This window comes from Synechococcus sp. CCY9201 (genome assembly GCF_034931105.1).
GTDB lineage: Bacteria > Cyanobacteriota > Cyanobacteriia > PCC-6307 > Cyanobiaceae > CBW1002.
In genome coordinates this window covers 1-20,325 of record NZ_JAYGIC010000035.1, presented here as the reverse complement: position 1 = coordinate 20,325, position 20,325 = coordinate 1, and the positions used below count along the sequence as shown (strand labels likewise).

The 20,325-nt window shown below is 65.6% G+C and carries 15 protein-coding genes; 3 read left to right on the top strand and 12 right to left on the bottom strand.

Annotated features, from left to right (window positions below; all coding sequences use genetic code 11):
• Positions 1–6 precede the first annotated feature (6 nt).
• Entirely contained in the window at positions 7–1,602 is a 1,596-nt protein-coding gene (locus tag VB716_RS04095) for a glycerol-3-phosphate dehydrogenase/oxidase (protein WP_323269796.1), read from the bottom strand.
• Positions 1,603–1,698: 96 nt separating this feature from the next.
• A complete protein-coding gene (glpK, locus tag VB716_RS04090; RefSeq protein WP_323269795.1) occupies positions 1,699–3,228 on the bottom strand; it encodes a glycerol kinase GlpK in 1,530 nt (509 codons plus the stop codon).
• A gap of 176 nt (positions 3,229–3,404) precedes the next feature.
• Here glpK and VB716_RS04085 point away from each other — a divergent pair, with 176 nt between their 5' ends.
• Entirely contained in the window at positions 3,405–4,988 is a 1,584-nt protein-coding gene (locus VB716_RS04085; protein ID WP_323269794.1) for an ATP-dependent DNA helicase RecQ, read from the top strand.
• A gap of 24 nt (positions 4,989–5,012) precedes the next feature.
• Here VB716_RS04085 and VB716_RS04080 read toward each other — a convergent pair whose 3' ends face one another.
• A complete protein-coding gene (locus tag VB716_RS04080) occupies positions 5,013–6,317 on the bottom strand; it encodes a LysM peptidoglycan-binding domain-containing protein (protein ID WP_323249378.1) in 1,305 nt (434 codons plus the stop codon).
• Positions 6,318–6,446: 129 nt separating this feature from the next.
• Positions 6,447–7,847, bottom strand: coding sequence for an aldehyde dehydrogenase family protein (locus VB716_RS04075; protein WP_323269792.1), 1,401 nt, complete (start codon positions 7,845–7,847; stop codon positions 6,447–6,449).
• Positions 7,848–8,102: 255 nt separating this feature from the next.
• Here VB716_RS04075 and VB716_RS04070 point away from each other — a divergent pair, with 255 nt between their 5' ends.
• Both VB716_RS04070 and VB716_RS04065 read left to right on the top strand, forming a co-directional pair.
• The gene (locus tag VB716_RS04070; RefSeq protein WP_197158846.1) at positions 8,103–8,552 is read left to right on the top strand and encodes a glycine zipper 2TM domain-containing protein; all 450 of its coding nucleotides are present in this window, start codon (positions 8,103–8,105) and stop codon (positions 8,550–8,552) included.
• A gap of 613 nt (positions 8,553–9,165) precedes the next feature.
• Positions 9,166–10,500, top strand: coding sequence for a response regulator (locus tag VB716_RS04065; RefSeq protein WP_323269791.1), 1,335 nt, complete (start codon positions 9,166–9,168; stop codon positions 10,498–10,500).
• Here the strand turns inward: VB716_RS04065 and VB716_RS04060 are convergent.
• From VB716_RS04060 to VB716_RS04025, 8 genes are all read right to left on the bottom strand, one after another.
• Positions 10,481–13,201, bottom strand: coding sequence for an AAA family ATPase (locus VB716_RS04060; protein WP_323269790.1), 2,721 nt, complete (start codon positions 13,199–13,201; stop codon positions 10,481–10,483). The genes VB716_RS04065 and VB716_RS04060 overlap by 20 nt on opposite strands.
• A 31-nt stretch (positions 13,202–13,232) precedes the next feature.
• Positions 13,233–14,423, bottom strand: a complete 1,191-nt coding sequence (locus VB716_RS04055) for a metallophosphoesterase family protein (protein ID WP_323269789.1) — start codon at positions 14,421–14,423, stop codon at positions 13,233–13,235.
• Positions 14,424–14,550: 127 nt separating this feature from the next.
• Positions 14,551–16,986, bottom strand: coding sequence for a plasma-membrane proton-efflux P-type ATPase (locus VB716_RS04050; RefSeq protein WP_323269788.1), 2,436 nt, complete (start codon positions 16,984–16,986; stop codon positions 14,551–14,553).
• A 198-nt stretch (positions 16,987–17,184) separates the two neighbouring features.
• A complete protein-coding gene (locus VB716_RS04045) occupies positions 17,185–17,577 on the bottom strand; it encodes a DUF302 domain-containing protein (RefSeq protein ID WP_323269787.1) in 393 nt (130 codons plus the stop codon).
• Positions 17,578–17,601: 24 nt separating this feature from the next.
• The gene (locus tag VB716_RS04040) at positions 17,602–17,748 is read right to left on the bottom strand and encodes a lmo0937 family membrane protein (protein ID WP_322757624.1); all 147 of its coding nucleotides are present in this window, start codon (positions 17,746–17,748) and stop codon (positions 17,602–17,604) included.
• A 125-nt stretch (positions 17,749–17,873) separates the two neighbouring features.
• On the bottom strand, positions 17,874–18,224 hold the full coding sequence (locus VB716_RS04035; RefSeq protein ID WP_323269785.1) for a CsbD family protein: 351 nt from the start codon (positions 18,222–18,224) through the stop codon (positions 17,874–17,876).
• Between the two features lie 559 nt (positions 18,225–18,783).
• The gene (locus tag VB716_RS04030; protein WP_323269784.1) at positions 18,784–19,221 is read right to left on the bottom strand and encodes an IS3 family transposase; all 438 of its coding nucleotides are present in this window, start codon (positions 19,219–19,221) and stop codon (positions 18,784–18,786) included.
• Positions 19,222–19,247: 26 nt separating this feature from the next.
• The gene (locus tag VB716_RS04025) at positions 19,248–19,577 is read right to left on the bottom strand and encodes a transposase (RefSeq protein ID WP_323269783.1); all 330 of its coding nucleotides are present in this window, start codon (positions 19,575–19,577) and stop codon (positions 19,248–19,250) included.
• Between the last annotated feature and the right edge of the window lie 748 nt (positions 19,578–20,325).

Here is a 20,325-nt window from a genome sequence, read left to right as displayed (position 1 = left end):
CCAGCCCTATGACCCTGCGTGCACACCCTCCTCGTCCAGCAGCTGTCGCACCGGCTCCTTCAGCCGTTCCGCTTCGGCGGTGTCCACGAAGGCGAGGCGGCAGCGCCGCGCCAGCACGTCCTCAGGGTCGCGCACCCATTCGTGGCGGGCCATGTGGCGCACCTCCGCGGCTGTGAGCGGAATCACGCTGCTGAGCGGTTCCCGTTCCGCGGCATGGGAGGCGCAGGCCAGTACGGCCTCCGCCTCCAGCCCGTGGCTGGCCAGCAGATGGGCGCTCAAGCCGGCGGCCCCGGCTGGACCGAGCTGCTCCTGAAGGGTTTCCGTGAGCCTCTGCCGCAGGGCGGCGAGCCCGGTTGTGGTCTGGGCGGCAGCGGTGGCGCTGCCGACGATCGGCGCGGCCTTGGGGGCCGGCAGGGTCTGACCCAGTTCGGCGGTCACGGCGGCGAGCGCCTCCAGCGCCATCGTGCGGCAGGTGGTCCACTTCCCCCCCAGCACGCTGACCAGTCCGCAGGGCAGGCGCTCGACGCTGTGCTCCCGCACCACGCCGGCGGTGCTGGTGGCGGCCTCATCCGGCAGCAGCAGCGGCCGTCCGCCGGCCCAGCGGCTGCTCACCTGCGGGCTCTGAACCGATGGGAACCAGCGGCGCACATAGTCGAGCAGATAGGCCTCCCCTTCTGGGCTGGGCTGCTCGGCAGCGGCGGCGGGGCAGGCGGTGTCGGTGGTGCCCACCAGCGTGCGCCCGAAGAACGGCAGCATGAACAGGACCCGGCCGTCGTCGGTGGAGGGCACCAGCAGGCCGGTGCCGGCGGGACACAGGGCCTGCTCCAGGACCAGGTGCATGCCGCGGCTCACCTGCAGCCGTGATGGCAGATCCGGCGCCGCCAGGCGCCGCACGGCGTCGGCGCCGATGCCGGCGGCATTGACCACCACCCGAGCCTCCACCTGGCTGCGCTGGCCGTCGGTTGCCTCCAGCACCGCGCCGCAGAGTCGGCCGTTCTTCTGCAGCAGCTCCACCACCGGCGTGTGGGGTCGCACCAAGGCCCCGTGGCGTGCGGCGGTTCGGGCGATCAGCAGATTCAGCCGCGCATCGTCGAACTGCCCGTCGCTGTAGAGCACGCCGCTGTGGTCAGGTGCCAGATCCGGCAGCAGCCGCTGCACCTCCTTCGCCTGGGCGCAGCGGCTGGCGCCGATCGATTCCCGGCCTGCCAGGAGGTCGTAGAGCCCCAGACCGATGGCGTAGTAGGCCTGTGCCAGTGGTTGACGGGTGGGCAGCAGCAGCTCCAGCCGATGGGCCAGGAAGGGCACGGCCTTGAGCCAGTGGCCCCGTTCCGCCAGGGCTTCGCGCACCAGCCGCAGCTGACGCCGATCCAGGGTGCGGAAGGCCAGCTCCAGGTAGCGCACACCCCCGTGCAGCAGCTTGGTGCTGCGGCTGCTGGTGCCGCTGGCGATGTCGCGGGCATCCACGAGGGCCACGGACAGGCCGCGGCGCACGGCCTCCAGGGCGAGGGTGGCTCCGGTGGCGCCGGCCCCGATCACCAGCAGGTCGTAGGGACCGGTCAGCGAACTCGCGTCTGGATCGATGGGCGGACGGTCGCTCGGCATGGGGATGGGGAAGGACGGGATGTCGGGAGACAGCGCGGCTGCGTGGCCGTGGTGAGGGGGCTGCGCTGGCCAGAGCCGTTCGGTGGCTTGCTTCGCTCAGCTCTGATCGTGTTCATGGTCTTGATCTGCCCAGCCCAGGCTGCGGCGTACCGCCTCGTGCCAGCGCTGCCGCCAATGGTGGCGCTGCTCCGGCGTCAGCTGCGGCTGGAAGCACCGTGGGGGGGGCTCGCCGGGCACCTGATTCCAGGCCTCCAGTCCAGGCACCACCCCGGCCATCACCCCCGCGAGCAAGGCCACACCGCGGCTGGTGCTCTCCAGGTCTGAGCGGCGGTACACCGTCAGGCCGGTGCTGTCGGCCTGGGCCTGCAGCAGCGGATCGGAGGCCGCGGCACCGCCATCGGTCACCAGGTGCTGCAGGGGGGCGTTCAGGGCGTCGCCGGCCAGTTCCACCAGGGTGGCCACCGCCAGGGCAATGCCCTCCAGTGCCGCCCGGGCCACATGGCCGCGGCTGGTGTCGCGAGCCAGGCCGATCATCAGGCCGCGGGCGTAGGGATCCCAGTGGGGTGTGCCCCAGCCTGTGAAGGCGGGCACCAGCATGAGGCCGCCACTGTCCGGCACGGAGGCCGCCAGGGCATTCACCTCCTCGGTCTGCTGAATCAGGCCGAGGCCATCCCGCAGCCACTGGATCACGGTGCCGGCGTTGAGCAGGCTGCCCTCCAGGCAGTAGGTGGGACTGCTCCCGGGCATGCTCCAGCCCCAGGTGCTCAGCAGGCCCTGGCTGGAGCGGCGGATCTCAGGGCCGGTGTTGCTCACCAGGAAGGCGCCGGTGCCGTAGGTGCACTTGGCGGCGCCGGGCTGCAGGCAGCCCTGGCCCAGGGTTGCCGCCTGCTGGTCCCCCAGCACCGCCTGGACCGGAACCCCCGCAAAGGGCAACCCGGCCGCGATCGTGGTGAAGGCGTCGCCGCTGTGGTGCAGCTCCGGCAGGGCCTCTAGCGGAATTCCCAGCGCTGCGCACAGCTCTGGATCCCAGCAGCCCCGTTCCAGGTCCATCAGAAGGGTGCGGCTGGCGTTGCTGCGGTCGGTGGCATGGCACTGGCCGTCGCTGAGACGCCAGAGCAGCCAGCTGTCCACCGTGCCGAAGCAGAGGCTGCCGTTGGCGGCGGCCGAGGCGGCGGCGGCCTGGTGCTGCAGCAGCCAGACGATCTTGCTGGCACTGAAGTAGGGGTCCACCAGCAGCCCGGTGCGCTGCCTCAGCAGTGTCTCCAGCCCCTCCTGCCTCCAGTGGCTGCAGATCCCGGCGGTGCGCCCGTCCTGCCACACGATCGCCGGCCCCAGCAAGGCGCCGCTCTGGCGCTCCCACAGGAGGGTGGTTTCGCGCTGATTGGCGATGCCGGCCGCCACGACCGCCCGCCGCTGTTCCGGGGTGAGGGCCTGCTCCAGTTGCTGCAGGGCCGTGAGCTGGCTGATCCAGATCTCCTCCCCGTCCTGCTCCACCCAGCCATCGGCGGGGTAGCGACAGGTCAGGGGGGCGCTGCAGCTGAGCAGCCTCTGGCCGCTGGCGGTGTGGAGCGTGGCCCGGGAGCTGGTGGTTCCCTGATCGAGGGTGAGCAGGAGCGGTTCGGCCATGCTGGTGTCACCGTTCGCGTCCCTTGAACCGTGGTAGCGGCGGGACCCTGGGTTCTGCAGGGAATCGATCAGGAATCGATGGGCTTTGCAACGGTCGCTCAGGCACCTCGCTCAGGCCCTGGTTCAGGCCCCTGCCGGAGGGCGGCGGTAGCCTGTGTCACGGCTGAGCGGTGGCGATGGACACCATCCGGGCGGAGACGGCCGCAGGCGCCGCAGGTTCGATCGCTGCAACCGCCGCCGCAACTGCTGAAACGGCCCCGGACCCCCTCACCGCCACCCTGGCGCGTCATTTCGGCTGGTCCAGCTTCAGGCCCGGGCAACGGCCTGTGGTGGAGGCCCTGCTGGCCGGACGCGATTGCCTGGCGGTGTTGCCGACCGGGGGCGGCAAGTCGCTCTGTTTTCAGCTGCCGGCCCTGGTCCGAGGTGGCCTGGTGCTGGTCATTTCCCCCCTGGTGGCCCTGATGCAGGACCAGGTCGACCAGTTGCAGCGCCGCGGCATTGCGGCGGCCAGCCTGCACGGTGGAGTCTCCCTGCCGGAGCGGCGGGCACTGCTGCAGCGCTTGCGGGACAACAGGCTCCGGCTGCTCTATCTCGCCCCCGAACGGCTGCAGGGGGAGGCCAGCCGTCAGCTGCTCGATGAGGTGATGGGCACGGGCCGGGTGGTGGCCCTGGCGGTGGACGAGGCCCACTGCATCAGTGCCTGGGGCCACGATTTCCGGCCCGATTACCGCCGGCTGGGCCAGTTGCGGCAGCTCTGTCCCGGCGTTCCCCTGGTGGCCCTCAGTGCCACGGCGGCGCCCCAGGTGCGGGCCGACATCATCCGGCTGCTGCGGCTGCAGCGCCCCTTGATTCAGGTGCGTTCCGCCCGGCGCAACAACCTGGCCTACGCCATGCAGCGTCGCCCGGCCGATCCGTTGCCGCTGCTGCTGGAGGCGGTGCAGCAGGCCCGTGGCGCGGTGCTGATCTATGCCCGCACCCGCCGCTCCGTGGAGCAGTGGGCCGAGCGGCTGACGCTGGCGGGAGTGGAAGCGATCGCGTATCACGCCGGCATGGATCCGGAGAGTCGCCAGCTGGCGCTGGAGCATTTCCAGCGCTCCCCCCAGCCGGTGCTGGTGGCCACGATGGCGTTCGGCATGGGGGTGGATCGGCCCGATGTGGGCCTTGTGCTCCATCTCGATCTGCCCGCCAGTCCGGAGGGCTACCTGCAGGAATCGGGCCGGGCCGGCCGCGACGGTCTGCCAGCCCGCTGTCTGGTGCTGTTTGATCCGATCGATCGCACCAGCCTCGGCTGGGCCATCCGGGCCTCCACCCAGCTGGACCGGGGTGGGGTGTCAGGGTCGGGCCGCGAGCCTGAGGATCAGCGGGCGGAGCTGGCCCAGCGGCAGTTACGCCGCATGGAGGCGGTGGCGGAGGGGGAGGGTTGTCGCGAGCAGGCGTTGCTGATGGCGGTGGGAGAGATCAGCCATCCCTGCGGCCGCTGTGACAATTGCCTGGAGAAGCCCTCCCGGCAGGATTGGTCGGAGCCGGCGGTGCGTCTGCTCGGGGCTCTGCAGGAACGGCGGGGCCGGGATCTGCGCAGCCTGGTGGAAGACCTGGCCGAGGCCCATGGGGAGCCGGAGGACCGGTGGGCCTGGCTGGTGCGGCGGCTGGTGCAGGAGGAGCTGATCCACGAAAGTGACGACGGATCGCAGCGCCTGTGGCTGCGGGTCAGCGGCGAACATTTCCTGCGGGAGCCCTGGCCCCTCCCCTGGGCCGGCTGACGCGGATCGGCGGTTCAGGTCAGATCAGCTGGTGCGGGTCTTGCAAAGGTCGGTGATCAGCTGCTGTTCGAACTCGCTCTGGGGTGGGTCCCAGCTCTTCCACTGCCCCGACTGGCCGGTGGCGTTGAGCCGGCGTGCCGAACAGTTGATGGCCAGGTAGAGCGGCTGTCCCTCGCCATTGAGGCTGGGGGTCACGAAACTGCCGCCCATCGGTTGCCAGTTGGCCCAGTCCACCTGCAACGGCCCGTAGGTGCGCCAGTCCGGTTGGGATGGCTTTGCGGCGGCGGTTGCCGTTGTGGCCTTGGCCTGGATGGGTTGGGCGGCGGCAGGCTTCGCCGGGACTGGTTTCACTGCTGGAGTGGCAGTGGCGACCTGGGCTGCGGGTGCTGGCTGTGCAGCAGGAGCCTGTTGTGCTGCAGCGACAGGTTGTGACGCCGAGACCGGTTTTGCGGTGGCCGTGGAGGCGCTGGTCGTCTGTGGGCTGGTGCTGGCCTGGGAGGCCGGTGGTCTGGGGGCGGCGGCTGGTCGGGGCGCAGCCGGTTTGGGAGCGGGAGCGGCCGTGCCCTTGAGGCGCAGGCGGCTGCCTGCTTCCACGTGGTTGGGATCGGTGATCCGGTTGATGGCCACCAGGTTGGTCAGACTGATGCCATAGCCATCGGCGATCTGCGACAGGCTTTCGCCGCTGCGCACCACGTGTTCGCTGGCCTTGCGGTCATAGGTGCGAGCTGGAGCGGCGGGTTTTGCGGTGGCCTTGGTGACGGGTTTGGCGGGCAACACCAACCTGGTGCCGGCCTCGACCCGATCGGGATCGGCCAGGCGATTGAGTTGCAGCAATCGGCTCACGGAGGTGCCGTGGCGATCGGCGATTTCTGAGAGGGTCTCACCCGGCTGCACGCTGATGCTGCTTCCAGCCGGAGGCGGCGCTGCGCTGCTGGAGCCGCTGCGGCTGGTGGTTGACGACAAGGCCAACCGGCGACCTGCTTCCACATGGTCGGCATTGCGGATGCCGTTGATCTGCATCAACCTGCTCAGGCTCACGCCATGGCGATCCGCGATTTCCGAGAGGCTCTCTCCTGGTTTCACGGTCACGCTGCCGCCACTGGCGGTGCTCGGCCCTGTCGATGGAGCGCTGGGTACGGTCAGCCGCCGGCCAGCTTCCACCTGATCGGCATTGCGGATACCGTTGATCTGCATCAGCCTCGTGAGGCTGATGCCGTGACGGCTGGCGATTTCGGACAGGGTTTCGCCCGGTTTGACCACCACCTCAGCCGCGAGCGACGGCATCGGCAGGGCCAGCGCGAGAACCAGGGCAGCGAGGGGGCGCCGCATGGCTGCACCAGAAACTGGCGGCACCTTAAGGGTCCCACCCGGTTCCGCCCAGTCCCAGGATTGATCACGTCTGCTGATCGTGAGATTGGCGGCTCAGCCTGCGTCTGCCTGCACAGCGCCGATCAGGCCCTATCCCATCAGCCGGCGTAGCCGGGCCAGCTTGTCGCCGTAGGGGGCGTAGCGAGCGGGCAGATCCAGCCAGAACGGACGCCGCAGCACGCTGCGGCGGTGGGAAAAGGTCAGGAAGCCGCTTTCGCCGTGATAGCTGCCCATGCCGCTCGCCCCTACGCCGCCAAAGGGGAGATCGGGGATGCCCGCCTGCAACACCACATCGTTGAAGCACACCCCGCCGGAGCTGCTGCAGGCCAGAATCTTCTCCTGGCTGGCGGAGTCATTGCTGAACAGGTAGAGGGCAAGGGGGCGAGACCGTCGGCGTACCAGGGTGAGAGCCTCCTCCAGATTCTCCACCGAAAGCACGGGCAGGATCGGGCCGAAGATCTCGTCCTGCATCAGCGGATCGTCCGGTCCGTTCACGGCCACCAGGGTGGGCTCGATCCGGCGATTGCCAGCATCGCTGCGGCCCCCCACCAGCACCTGGCCGCGGCTGCGGGCACCCTGCAGCAACGCCTCCAGCCGCTCGAACTGGGTGGCATTGATGATCCGGCCGAGGTCGGGGCTGGCCAGTGGATCGCTGCCATAGAGCTGGGTGATCGCCGCACTGATGCCCTGCAGCAGGGCCTCTCGCACGGGGGCCTGCACCAGCAGGTAGTCAGGGGCGATGCAGGTCTGGCCGGCGTTGAGTCCCTTGCCCCAGGCCAGCCGCCGGGCCGTGATCGCCAGGTCGGCGTTGGCCAGCACGATTGCCGGACTCTTGCCGCCGAGCTCCAGGGTCACCGGCGTGAGGTGCTGGGCTGCGGCGCCCATCACCAGCCGCCCCACCCGTTCGCCGCCGGTGAAGAAGATGTGATCAAAGCGTTCCTGCAGCAGGCGCGCAGCCACCGCGCCATCACCGAGTACCACCTGCACCACGGTGGGATCGAAGGTGTGCTCGATCAGGGTCGCGATCAGGGCCGCCGTATGGGGAGCGTGCTCGGAGGGCTTGAGCACCACACTGTTGCCGGCGGCCAGGGCGCTCACCAGCGGATGCAGGCAGAGCTGGAATGGATAGTTCCAGGGACCGATGATCAACACACAGCCCAGCGGTTCGGCCTGCCACCAGGCGCGCCCGGGTTTGATCGAAACGGGCGTCGCTACGCGATGGGGGGCCATCCAGCGCCGCAGCTGGCGCTTGCACAGCTTCAGTTCCTGCCGCACGGCCACCAGTTCGAAGAACCCCTCCACGGCGGGTTTGCCCAGATCGGCCGCCAGCGCGTCCAGCACCTCCTCTTCGTGGGTGGCGAGGAGCCGTTCCAGCCGTTCCAGCTGCTGCAGCCGCCAGGTTGCGGGCCGGGTGTCACCCCGCTCCACCGGTTCGCGCATCGAGGCCACGGGCACGGCCAGGGGTGATGGGACCGCGGTGCGGTTGGTCATGGCGGCGCTGGGGAGTGGCGGGAACGGCCCGGCGCGCGGGCGTGCTTCCACGCTGGCAAATCGCTGACGCCGATGCATTCATCGGCCTGCGGCGAGGCACAGCGGCGCAGGGCAGCCGCGCAGGGCAGTTGCATCTGGTCAGAACCCCTGGGGTTGCGGTCACAGCCCTGCAATCCGGGCTTGCTTCCGTAGGGGCGTGCTGGAGGGAGGCCTGGCAGAGCCGGCCTTTCTCCAGGTCCTCCTCACATGTTCACCATGACGACATTCATCACCAGCGCATCCATCACCGGCGCATCCATCGCTGCTCCTTCCACCACCGGCAATGCCTCCGCGCTCCGCCGTGCCCGGTCTCTCCGCTGGCTTGGCCTGGCGGCTGTGGCCACGGCACTGTTCAGCCCACTGGCGGCCACCGCGGCTCCCTGGGACTGGGGCTATGGCCGCCCCGCCCCGCTCCCTCCCGTTCCCCAGCCCAGCCAGCGGTGGGGTGAGACCGCCCAGGTGTATGGCCCTGATCCGGTGGTGGAGCAGGCCCAGCTGGATCAACGTTGCAATGTGGGCCGTCTGGTGGGCGGCCTGGTGGGCGGCGGCGTCGGCTATGCAGCCTCGCGCGACGACGGCCGTACCTGGGCCGTCCCCCTGGGTGCACTGCTGGGGTCCCAGATGGGCTGCCAGGTGGGTAGCGGTCGCGGTCCCACCCTCTGGTGAAGCCGCTCGACAACATCTGCGCGCGCCATCCCTTCGGTTAGGGATGGCTTTGTCTGCCTGGGGCCTCCCCGCACACCACGGCTAAGGTGATCGGAGAGATCGAACGGGTAGGCGTGATCAACGCGATCATCGACCGGCGATCAGCGCGTTCCGGGGATCGGCGTCCCCCCGCTTGAGCGTTTTGGAGGATCCCCAGAGACTGATCTCGACGCTGCGTTCCACCCTGGGGCGGATGGAAGCGGCCCTCGGTGTGGTGCAAGAGGGTCTGGTCTTCACTGACTCACAGGGCGTTGTCGAATGGACCAATGCTCCGTTCGAGCGCTTCGTCGACCGGCTCCGGCTTCAGTGCCTGGGCGTCCCGCTGATCCAGCTGTTGCCGGCCCGCTATCAACTCGGTGATGCTGAACCGTTGCCGTTGTTGCCGTTCTGGACGTTGGACAGCAACGGAACAGTGACCTGGGAGATGACCACAGCGCCGCCACGCCGTGTCATCGAGGTGTCCTGGGCCACGGTGATCCTGCCGGGCCAGAGTTCCTTGATCTTCACCTTCCGGGATCAGAGCACCATTGTTCAAGCCCGGGAGCGCTTGATCGCAGCCAGGGATGATCTGGAGATGCAGGTGGAGCTGCGCACCCGTGAGCTCAAGGCGTCGAGGGATGAAGCGATGGCGGCCAATGAGGCGAAAACCCGATTTCTGGCCAGCATGAGCCATGAGATTCGGACGCCGATGAATGTGGTGATCGGCATGACGGAGCTGCTGATGCACACCGATCAGGATGAGCAGCAGCGCGAGCTGACCCAGTCGATCCAGCGGAGCGGTGAGCATCTGCTTGGCCTGATCAACAACATTCTCGACCTTTCCTGCATTGAAGCCGGGCGCTTGAAGCTGGCGTTAAGGCGATTCGATCTCCACCTGTTGATCAAGGATTGTGAGACTTTATTTCGTCAGGCGGCTGATGCCAAGGCGTTGACGCTCGAGGTTTCGCTGGCTCCAGAGGCGCCGAGATGGCTGCTTGGGGATGAGGTCAAGTTGCGTCAGATCCTCTTCAATCTTCTCGGCAATGCTTGTAAATATACGGATGCCGGTGGCGTCAGTCTCGTTGTCGAGTCTTCGCCGCGTGGTGAGGATGGTGTTGACCTTGGCTTCAAGGTCACGGATACGGGCCTTGGCATCTCCGACGACTTTCAGGCCATCCTGTTTGAAGAGTTCACCCGTCAGTCCCTGAGGGATCAGGATGGCCGCAGCTCCGGCCTTGGTCTGGCCATCACCCGCCGCCTCTGCAGGCTCATGGGTGGTGATCTTGCCGTGGTCTCCAGGCTCGGTGAAGGGAGTTGCTTCACGGCCACGATTCCCTTCAGCCTCGCCTTGGCCCCGGCGCGGTCAGCGCTGTCCACAGTGAAGGAACCTGAATCAGCTGATCCGGTGGATCTGAAAGCAAACAAGCCGGCGACATCGAAACCGCAAGTCGAGCTGCTGTCAGAAACCCTGGCCGAGGTGCCCTCGGAAAAGCAATCCGAGGTGCTGTCAGAAACACAGGTGAAAGGCCTTCAAGGTGTCGGAATCCTGGTGGCGGAAGATGGTCGCGTCAATCAGCGGATGATTGAGTTGATGTTGGCCAAGTTGGGCCTCAAGGCTGACTTTGTTGCCGACGGTCAGGCCGCCGTGGAGCGGATCGAGGCCGGTGGGATTGATCTGGTGTTCATGGATATCCAGATGCCCCGATTGGATGGGGTTTCAGCCACGCGTGAGTTGCGCCGGCGCGGTTTCCAGGGGTTGTACGTGATCGCCCTGACGGCCTATGCGTTCGAGACGCAGCGCCAGGAATGCCAGGGTGCCGGGATGAATGACTTCCTCACCAAGCCGGTGCGCCTGGAGGATCTCGCTGCAGCGCTGCAGCGTTTCCGGCTCAGGCGGGGCCTCGGCGGCCTCAGCCGGACCCGAGCCTGACCTGGGTGGCGGTTTCGATCAGCGTGCTGCGTTCCAGGTCACAGGTGAGCAGCACCACCTGCAGACCCTGGGCGCTGGCCTCGGTCAGCATCCGCACCACCCCGGCCTGCCGCTCCCGGTCGGAATGGGCGAAGGCATCGTCGAACAGCAGCGGCAGGCTGCCGTCGTAGGCCCCGGCCAGCACTTCGGCCATCGCCACCCGCAGGGCGGCGGCGAACTGCTCCCGAGCGCCGGTGCTGAGCACCTCGAATGGAAAGGCGGCTTCACCGCCGCGGCGCCATTGCAGTTGCTGGAAGCCATGGCGGGCGTCGTAGGAGAGCGCCGTGCGGGGCGCATCCGGGAACACATGGGCCAGGTAGGTGGCGATGCGCTTCGTCAACGGAGCGGCGTACTGGCTTGCCATGGCGTTCTGTTCCTCCTCCAGCAGCTGGCGCAGCAGGTTGAGCGTGCCGGCCTCCTGTTCGAGGCGCTCCCGCTCCACCCGCCGCGATTCCAGTTCGGCCTGTTTCTGCTCCAGTTCAGCCTGCAGATCGATGCGTCCATCGCCATGCAGTCGGCTCTCGGCACGGATGCGGGCTTCATGGGCCTCACGCTCCTGCTGCTGCAGCGTGGCGATGGCCCGATCGAGGCTCCGGGCCTGCAGATCCAGGTGGTCCGGCTCGAGGGCGGCCCGCTCGGCTACCAGCGCGGCGAGCCTGGCTTCGCTCTGCTGCAGGCGCGTGACCAGCTCGGTGATCACCGTCTCCAGGTTGGCGGCGGAACGGCAACGCTGCAGCACGGCATTGATGCGGGTCCGGGCCTCCAGCAGCTGCGACTCCCCATCGCGGAGTGCCTGGCTGGTGGTCTCGATCGAGGCCTTGAGGGCCTCAAGCGCCGCTTCGCTGGCTTCCAGGCTGCGCTGCTGCTGTTGCTCCGCGGCGAGAGCCTGGGTTCGGACGGCACGGGCGTTCTGCAGGTCCAGCTCCAGGGAAGCGAGCCGGGCTGTCGAGTCCTGATCGGACGCCGTGTCGTCGATCGGATCGGCGGGCTGTGCTGCGAGCTGTGCCTCCAGGGCCGTGAGGCGTTGGCGAATGCTCGCCGGATCCTCGGCACCACGCTGAGCGGCCAGCCGTTCCCGTTCCGCCAGCAGGTCACTGCGCCGACGCTCGGCGGTGGCAGCTTCCTCCACACTGCTCACCTGCCAGAGCCTCAGGGCCTTACCGAGGGCCGCATCCGCGTCCTGCAGCTTCTGCTGCGCCGCAGCGGCGGTGGTGCCACCACCGGGCACCAGCCGCAACTCCACGTCGTTGCCCACCCTCAGCACGGTCGGTTCGGCCAGCAACCGGGTGGTGCCGGCAGTCAGGTCCTCGCCATCCACCCGGATGGACTGGCCGGCTCGGATCACCTCGAGGCCCGTTGCCATGGCCTCCGCCCTGGCGCGGCTGGTCTGGACAGTTTCCCCTAATCGGCGCAGGGCCTCCACCGCCTTGGCATCGATCGCGGGCAGGCGCTGCAGATCCTTCTCCAGGCCTGTCAGGTCTGCCTGCAGTTGCTCGACCCTGGAGAGCTGCTGCGCCAGTTCCTGTTTCTGAAGCTGCAGGCGGACACGGCTGAGCCGTTGCTCGATCTGTTCAGCGGCGGTTGTGCCGGTTGCGCTGGCCTGCCGCAGGGTATCGAGCTGGGTACGTGCCACCTGCCGCTGTTGCTCAGCCGCCGGGAGTTTGCTGCACAGGGCTCCGTGCTCTGCGGCTTTTGGCGCCAGCGCGGCTTCCAGCGCGGCCACCTGTTGGCCCTGCTGCTGGAGTTCCTGCTGGTCGCGCCGCTGCTCGTCCAGCTGCTTGCGCAGCCCTTCCAGCAGAGGGCCCTCCTGGTCGATCAGGGTCTGGAGCTCACGGCTGCGCCCCAGGCGTTCCTCGAGGGCCTGGCGTTCCTTGCGGCGCTGCGGCAGTTCGATGGCCAGGCGGTCCTGAAGCTCAGTCGCCGATGCATAGGCCTGCTGGGCCTGCGCCTGCTGCTGCAACGTGTCGCCGATGGCGGCCAGCTCAACCTCGGCCTGCTGCATCGCCTCGCGGGCCCGCTGCAACTCCGATCCCCGGCGCAGCTGGGGAGCACGCGTCGCGCTGCCTGGGGTGAAGACCGTGGCCCAGCGGGTCTGAATGTCGTCGAGCACCGCCAGATCCAGGGGCGATTGCACCCCCAGGTCGGCACCGGCCTGCAGACGCTCCACCAGCCGGTCGTGGTCATAGGCGCTGGAGCTGAGCGCCAGGGGGTTGTCGCTGGCGGACCCCTGCCAGACCCAGAGATGGCCCCACCGCTCTTTGAGCTGGTCTGCGGCAGCACGGTTGCGGGCCACGGCGGCGGTGCCGATCAGTTCAGCCAGCCGTTCCTCGGCGGCATCGCCCTGGAGGCTGCGGCCGCCGGAGTCCTGCAAGGCGATGCTGCCGCGGCTGCCCGCGAAGCGTTTGCGCAGCGTCCAGGTGTCGCCGCCGGCGGCGAAGGCCAGCACCACCTCGGGATCGGCCATGAAGGGATCGGTCTTCATGCCCTCGAGCACGGCGCCACCGGTCTTGACCGGCAGGAACAGGGCCCGGTGCAGGGCTTCGGCGAGGGTGCTCTTGCCCGACTGGTTCGGTCCAGCGATCACCGTGAAGCGGGGATCAAAGTTCACCGTCAGGTCACGGTGCAGGCGGTAGTCGCGGATGCGGGCCGAAAGCAGGCGCATGGGCTGGTGTGTCCTCGTGGATCGTCCGTCTTCAGTGGCTTTCGCAGGCGCGGTGCAGTTCGCGCAGGCCCATGCGGGCCAGTTCCGCGGAGTCTTCCGGGCTGCTCTCGATCAGCTGCTGCAGCCGCTGGGCCACGCGGGCCACCAACGGATCACCGGAGCGCCGGGTGAGCTGACGCAGTTCGGCCGCATCCGGGGCGACACGGGTGTGGTCGCGCCGCTTGAGGCGCAGCAGGCGGGCCTCGAGGCGCTGCAGCAGATCCTGCAGGCGGCCGGCAGCGGCCAGGCTGATGCTGCCCTCAAGCTCCAGCAGCAGCAGGTCTTCGTTGCTGCGGGGGCCGATGGCATCCCGCAGCAGTTGCTCCAGGCGCTCCAGGTCGGCGTCGCTGTTGAACCGGTGGGCGATCTGATGCCAGCGGATGCCACCGGTGGGCACCGGAAAGGTTTCTGGCTGCCCACCTCGCGAGACGCTCACCATCAGCACCTGACCGGAGCGGTACGCGGCGCTGCGGGGGAAGCGGTCCATCTCGTGACAGCCGGCGTACCAGGCCCGCGGGCTCACCTGCTTGAGGCCATGCCAGTCGCCGAGGGCGATGTAGTCGATCTCCCCGGCCGGTAGGCGGGCCAGATCGATGCGGTTGGTGGGCACCGGCGGATTCTCGTCGTCGGTGTCGCTGCTGTCTTCCGCGCCAAATCCCTGGATCGATCCATGGGCCAGCACGATGCGGGGCTGGTCTGCCCAGGCGGTGAAGTCCAGGTGGCGCAACCAGGCGGTGGGATCGACGGGTTCGGCCTTGCGCAGCAATGGGCAGGGCAGCACCACCCCGGCGCCGAGGCCGAGGCTGGCCAGCTCCAACGGCTGGCGCTCCAGCAGTACATGCAGGTTGGGGGCCAGTTGTTGACGCTCCTCCTTGAAATAGAACTCCTGCCAGAGGCTGCCGGCGCCGCCGTGGTCGTGGTTGCCCGGAATCACCAGCACCGGCAGCTCCAGGGCCCCGATGGCGCTGCAGGCGGCCGACACGTCGGAGCGGGTGGGCTGATGGGAATCGAACAGATCACCCGCCACCGCGATGAAGGCGGCCCCGTGCTGCTGCGCCACCTGCCCCAGCCGTCCGATGGCGCTCAGACGCTCCTGGCGCAGGCGGGCCCGCTTGTCGGGATCGCTGACCCGGGCGTAGGGCTTGCCGAGCTGCCAATCGGCGGTGTGGAGAAACTGGATCACGGGCGTTGGGCCGCAAGGGGCAGGTGAGGCCAGGGTGGAGGTGCTGACCAACCCTATGGCGATCCTGGCCGCGGCCTCTCCTTGTTCGGCATTGCGGGCTCGGATGGGCGTCGTGGCTCACCCCTGGTCAATCGGAATGCAGCTGTGGGCTCAGGATCGAATAGGCCATCAATTTCAACCGATCGTTGACCAAGAACCAAGCCAGGGCATAGCCCCAGACCACTAGGGCCCAACCCCACCCCAGCGGGGTCATCAGCCATCCATACACCGCGATCAGAGTCGCCACCAGTTGCGTGCCGCAAACGGCCAACAGCAGAACCCGTGCTGGTCGTATGGACCAGAAAGGTCCGCGCGTGCGTGTGAGGAAGATGGTCAGATGTCCAGCCACGGAGAGCTTCAGGTACATCAGGGTCTGACTATGGGCACGGTCAAGATGAAAGACGCGCTCCGCCAGGTAGAACAACCCAAACGCTGAAACGACACCAATGGCGCCCAAGGCTGCCGCGATCCCCATGACCGTGCGCATGTTCCATCGTTCTGGATCGCTGCTGACATGTACGTTGTCGTAGGCAATCGACAAGATGGCGCCGTCATTCAGCAGGGCCAGCATCACGATCATCGCGGCGGATACAGGATAAAAGTTGAAAACCAGGATCGAGACGGTCATGAATAGCAGAACACGCAGCGTTTCGGCGATGCGGTAAATCGCGTAGCTGTTCATCCTCTGGAAGATTTTGCGACTTGCCTTGATGGCCTCGATAATCACGGACAGTCCCGGCTGCATCAGCACGATCGAAGCCGCGCCACGCGCCGCGTCCGTTGCGCCCGAAACGGCGATGCCGCAATCGGCTTTTTTCAGTGCGGGAGCATCGTTGACCCCATCGCCTGTCATGCCGACGATGTGACCGTGCTGCTGGAGGACATCCACAATCTGAAACTTATGCTCAGGGAACACCTGGGCGAATCCATCCGCCTTCTCGATCGACTCCTCCAAGCGCTTCGACTGATCAGCTGTGGTGGCCCCGAACCCACTGGCATCGAGAATCATCGAGCCCATCCCCAGCTTCTCGGCTGTTTCCTGGGCGATCGGCAATTGATCACCTGTCACCATCTTGATCGTCACGCCCATCTGGTGTGCCGTGGCGATGGTCGCTTTGGCTTCGTCGCGCGGAGGATCAAACAGGGGTAAGACTCCAAGACATTGCCACTGCTGCTGTGTATCCGTGCGGGCCACGCCCAGCGAGCGGAACCCTCGTGCGGCAAATTCGCTGATCGCGCGATCCACGGCAGCCGACACCTCGGCACGATTGGCCGATAACGCCAGGATCACTTGCGGTGCACCTTTGGTGACCTTGAATTCGAGCCCGTCCAATCCTCTGACGGTGGCTTCGGTTCGCTTATGCACCGGGTCGAAGGGCTGGAAATGAACCAACTCATAGCCATCCAGTCTCTGGGGATCGCCCAGTCCGTCCAGCACAGCCCGATCGATTGGATCCTTGTTGTCGGATCGTGAGGCCAGGGCTGCGGTCATAATCACCAGATCCGGATCCCTGTCTCCGCTGGATGAATCCAAGCTGGACGACCTGACGCTGAATGGATCGCCAAGGGTCAGCGTGTTCTGGGTCAGTGTGCCCGTTTTATCTGAGCACAGCACATCCACGCCAGCCAATTCTTCGATGGCCGCCAACCGCGTCACGATCGCCCCTTGTTTCGTGAGCAGACGTGCTCCCACCGCCATGGTCACCGAGAGCACGGTGGGCATGGCCACGGGAATGGCAGCCACGGTCAAGACCAGGGCGAACTGAAGGGTGGTGAGCAGTGGGTCGCCGCGCAGCAGCGCGACTGTGATGATCACCGAGACCAGCGCCACAGCCAGCAGGATCAGAACATTGCCGATCTTCAGAACGGCTTGCTGAAAATGACTGACGCTGGCCGCTGCCTGCACCAGTTCAGCTGTCTTGCCGAAGAATGTGTTCGCTCCTGTGGCGTAGGCCATGGCATCGATTTCGCCCCGGCGGATGATCGATCCCGAGAACACGGCGTCGTCGCACTGGCGCATGGTCGCCAATGATTCACCCGTCAGCGCCGACTGATCCACCTGCAGCGGATCACCATCCAGCAAGCGAGCATCCGCCGGCACGATGTCGCCGAGGCGTAGATGGATGACGTCGCCCGGTACCAGGTCTCGCGACTCCAGAGTGGTCCAGTGGCCATCCCGTTTCACCTGCGCCTTCATGGCCAACTTGGCTTTGAGTGCCGCGATGGCATGACCAGCCTGGTGCTCTTCCCAGAAGCCGATCACCGCATTGGCGAGAAGCAGCAGCAGGATGATGGCAAAGTCGGGCCAATGCTGGGCCACTGCGGAGAGGAGCACCGCCGCTTCGATCATCCATGGAATCGGACCCCAGAAATAGGTCAGAAGCTTCAGAAACTGATTCGTCTTCTTTTCGGCAAGTTCGTTACTGCCATACTGAGCCAAGCGACGCAGCGCTTCGCTTTGACTCAGCCCATTCGCTGACGACTTCAGCTTGTCCTGCTGCTGCTGTCCATCCAGGTCGTCCAACTCCCCAGTGTGCCCATGGCGCTGCTGTGCTGGACTCATCGTCGTTGGGGTTCTTGGTTGGATTTCTTCGTAGGGGTGAATCCGTCCTTCGATGGGATTGTTTTGTGGTTCTCCTTGCCTCGGGTCTAAGGCCGGTTGTCTGCGTGATTGTTGGGCATCATCGTGAGCGCAGGCCGCCGCCGCTCATGCTGCTGCTGTTCATATTGCCGCAGACTGGATGATGGCTGTCGTGGCGGATTCAACGTCGTGGGCCAGCTCCATCAAGCCTGGTTCGGTAGACAAGTTGCTGAGCATGCCTTCGGGCCGGATCATGCCGATCCTGGTCTGGCCTGCTTCGGTGAAGACGGAGATCCGGCAGGGCAGGGCCATGGTCAGCTTCATGTCCTTGCTCAGTACGTAGGCTGCCTGCTGGGGATTGCACACTTCAAATACCTGGCACTGCTCGGAGAAGTTGATACCTTTGCTGCGCAGGCTGTCACCGAGATCAAGTACTGCCAACACGCCGAATCCGTTCGCTGTCACAGCGGCCTGAAGATCGGCACTTGCCTGATCGAATGCTTTAGCCGTATCAACAATAATATATGGATTCATGGGATTTGGGTGCCTCATAAGGATTCAGATACGACGCCCGCTGATCAGGCGGAATATAATCGCTATCACTGCGATCACGAGTAAGATGTGGATCAATCCTCCCAAGGTGAAGCTGGTCAGCAAGCCGAGCAGCCAGAGAACGACCAAGAGTACGGCGATTGACTCCAGCATCATTTCTCTCCGTGAACGGGAATGAATCGTGATTGGATGAGATCACGCTCAGCCTAGCGATTGCCAGCCTGAGCATGGAGTTGTCAGCAGACGTCGCCATCCTGCAATGGCGACGTCTGTGTGGTTCAGCTCAGATCGTCTGCCATTTGTCCGGCTGCATCACGAACGTTCCTGGCAACTGACTTTGCACCTTGTTTCATGTCCTTTGCTGTGTTCATGGCAGAGGCCTGAACCTGCTTGGCTTTTCCTTTGATTTGGTGTCCAGTATCACCAGTCAATTCACCATAGGCAGATTCCAACTTGCCCTCTGCTTCTTTAGCGGTAGCATCCATTCTGTTTGACATGGTTCCAATGACGATGGGGTGGGAAACGTGATCGCTGGCCATGGCCATGGCAGGCAATGGAATCAGCAAGGTGGAAATCATGAGTGCTAACGCTACTAGCGAAGCAACAAGATTTCTTGGATGAATCGCCATAGAGTCTGTCTCTATCTGAGTCACAATCAAAGGCTACCCATGCCCGCAGGCGGCGAATGTTGGTCGGTCGCCCATGGCGCGTTTCTCCGGCGACGAAGGTGCAGATGCAAGCTGCAGCAAGGCCTTTCAATAGCGTAACGAGTGATGAAGCTAAATTGTTGACCTGCATCAGGCCGCAGATCCAAGCTGATGGATCTGACGGTGAAGCTGGCTTCCCCTTTCGTCTTCCAGAGCTCTGGGTCCCGCTCATTCTGAAACGGTGGCCTCAGTCGGAGTCAACGATGGAAACGCAGCTCGCCCTTCCAGACATGGGCTCCAACCTCAGTTCAGATGGTGTGGCATTCCGCGTCTGGGCTCCCCATGGGGTTCCCCCGATTTCGTCGACACCGATCAAAGGTTCACGCTAGTGAGTGTAGGGGCAACGATGCATCGCTGCTCATCGTCGATCGGACTGATGTAACCGATCGTTGAATGGCGGCGCTCGCGGTTGTCATACCCCTCAATCCAGAACGCAAGATCGCGCTGCAGCTGTTGGGGTGAGATCAAGACTTCTCGATTGTCATCGAGATCGAGTTCGAGCTACTGCTTCGCAGAAGCCTTCGGCTACAGGGTGGAGAAAAGGCTCTCCACCACGGCGTTGTCCCAACTGCAGCCCTTCGCGGACATGCTGCAGCTGCTGCTGCAGGTTCTCCACCACCCCAGCGGCTCCACTGCGGTCCCTGGAGCAGGGCCGGAACGCCTTGCGGGTCCGGGCCTTGAGCTCAGCCCTCTGCATGAGCTGGGCGACACGGTGGCGGCCCACCGGATGGCCTGCTGCGCGCGCCTCCTGGTGGATCCGAGGGGAGCCGTAGAAGCCGCGGTGCCCATGGAACACCGCCTGGATCTCAGCGGTGATCACGGCGTTCTCGGCCGCCCGCTGTCCCGGCGCCTCCTGCCGGTGTCGCCAGGCGTAGTAGCCGCTACGGGCCACTCCCAGCTGCCGGCACAGCCAAGCCACCGAGGGACGTGTGGCCAGCTGGTCGATCAGGCGAAACCCTTCGGCGGCAGCGGCTCTTTGGCAACGTGCGCTGCCGCCAGCCTGAAAAAATCCTTCTCCCTCCTGAGCTCTCGCACCTCCTTGCGGAGCCGGTTGAGCTCGGTGCACTCCTCACTGGTGAGCAGGCCTTGGTCACGGGTGCCAGCCTGGCCCCGATCAATGCGGGCCTGCCGCACCCAGCGAGCCAGGCTGCTGGTGGGAAGGCCGAGCCGCTCGGCCACGGTGTTGCAGGAAAGGCTCTCTTGCAGGTAAAGCTCCACGGCCTCAGCCTTCTGTTGCACCGTAAACCGACATCTGGTTCTGGATGGATTGGTCATCGATGGACAGTCTGATGGTCATGACGTGACCCTTATCGACTTGTCCTTGAAACCGGGGGAAGCCCAAATCGTCACAAGCGACTGTATCGAGCCCTTGTCCTCCGATGTCGTTGCAGTAGTCCTCCATCGCGATTGAATCATTGGTTCTCATGCTGTTAGCCCAGCATGAGAACCAATACTGTCGTGGTGATGAAGCTGAACATCGCTGTCATGGCTCCCCTTGGCACCGTCATCCAGCTGCCCTACGACGAAGTGAAGAAGAAGGGCTGGATAGTGATCAATACGATGAACAGCTGGAAGTAGATCTTCTCATTTGAGCGGTAGATGCAGCCATGCCATCGACTCATGCCCGTCCAGAGCGAATGGAGGAGTATGCAGAGAAATCCTTGTGGCACTGTTTCTGAATGGCTCAGCCCATGCTTTGACACCATCCTGAAACTCGCCTGACCGGGGTAGAGGCTGAGTGTCAGTGTGAGAAGTGAAATGAAGACGGCCTGTGTTCGGCAGGCAAGGCGGGGGTCCGCAGACGATGCTTGTTGAGAGGCGCCATCTTTCCTGGTAGAGGGGGGCCATCCATGAAAACCATACCTGCGAGGAGGTCTGTGACACAGGTATGGTCTTACTTGATTACCCATAAGCCTCCGCAAGCCTGAGATCCCGCTCCGTGCAAGGCATGCAGCAGCAGACTGCATTGGCGATGCGCTCGGTCATCTCAGCCATGGCAAAGCGCCGATTGAAGCGGAAGCAG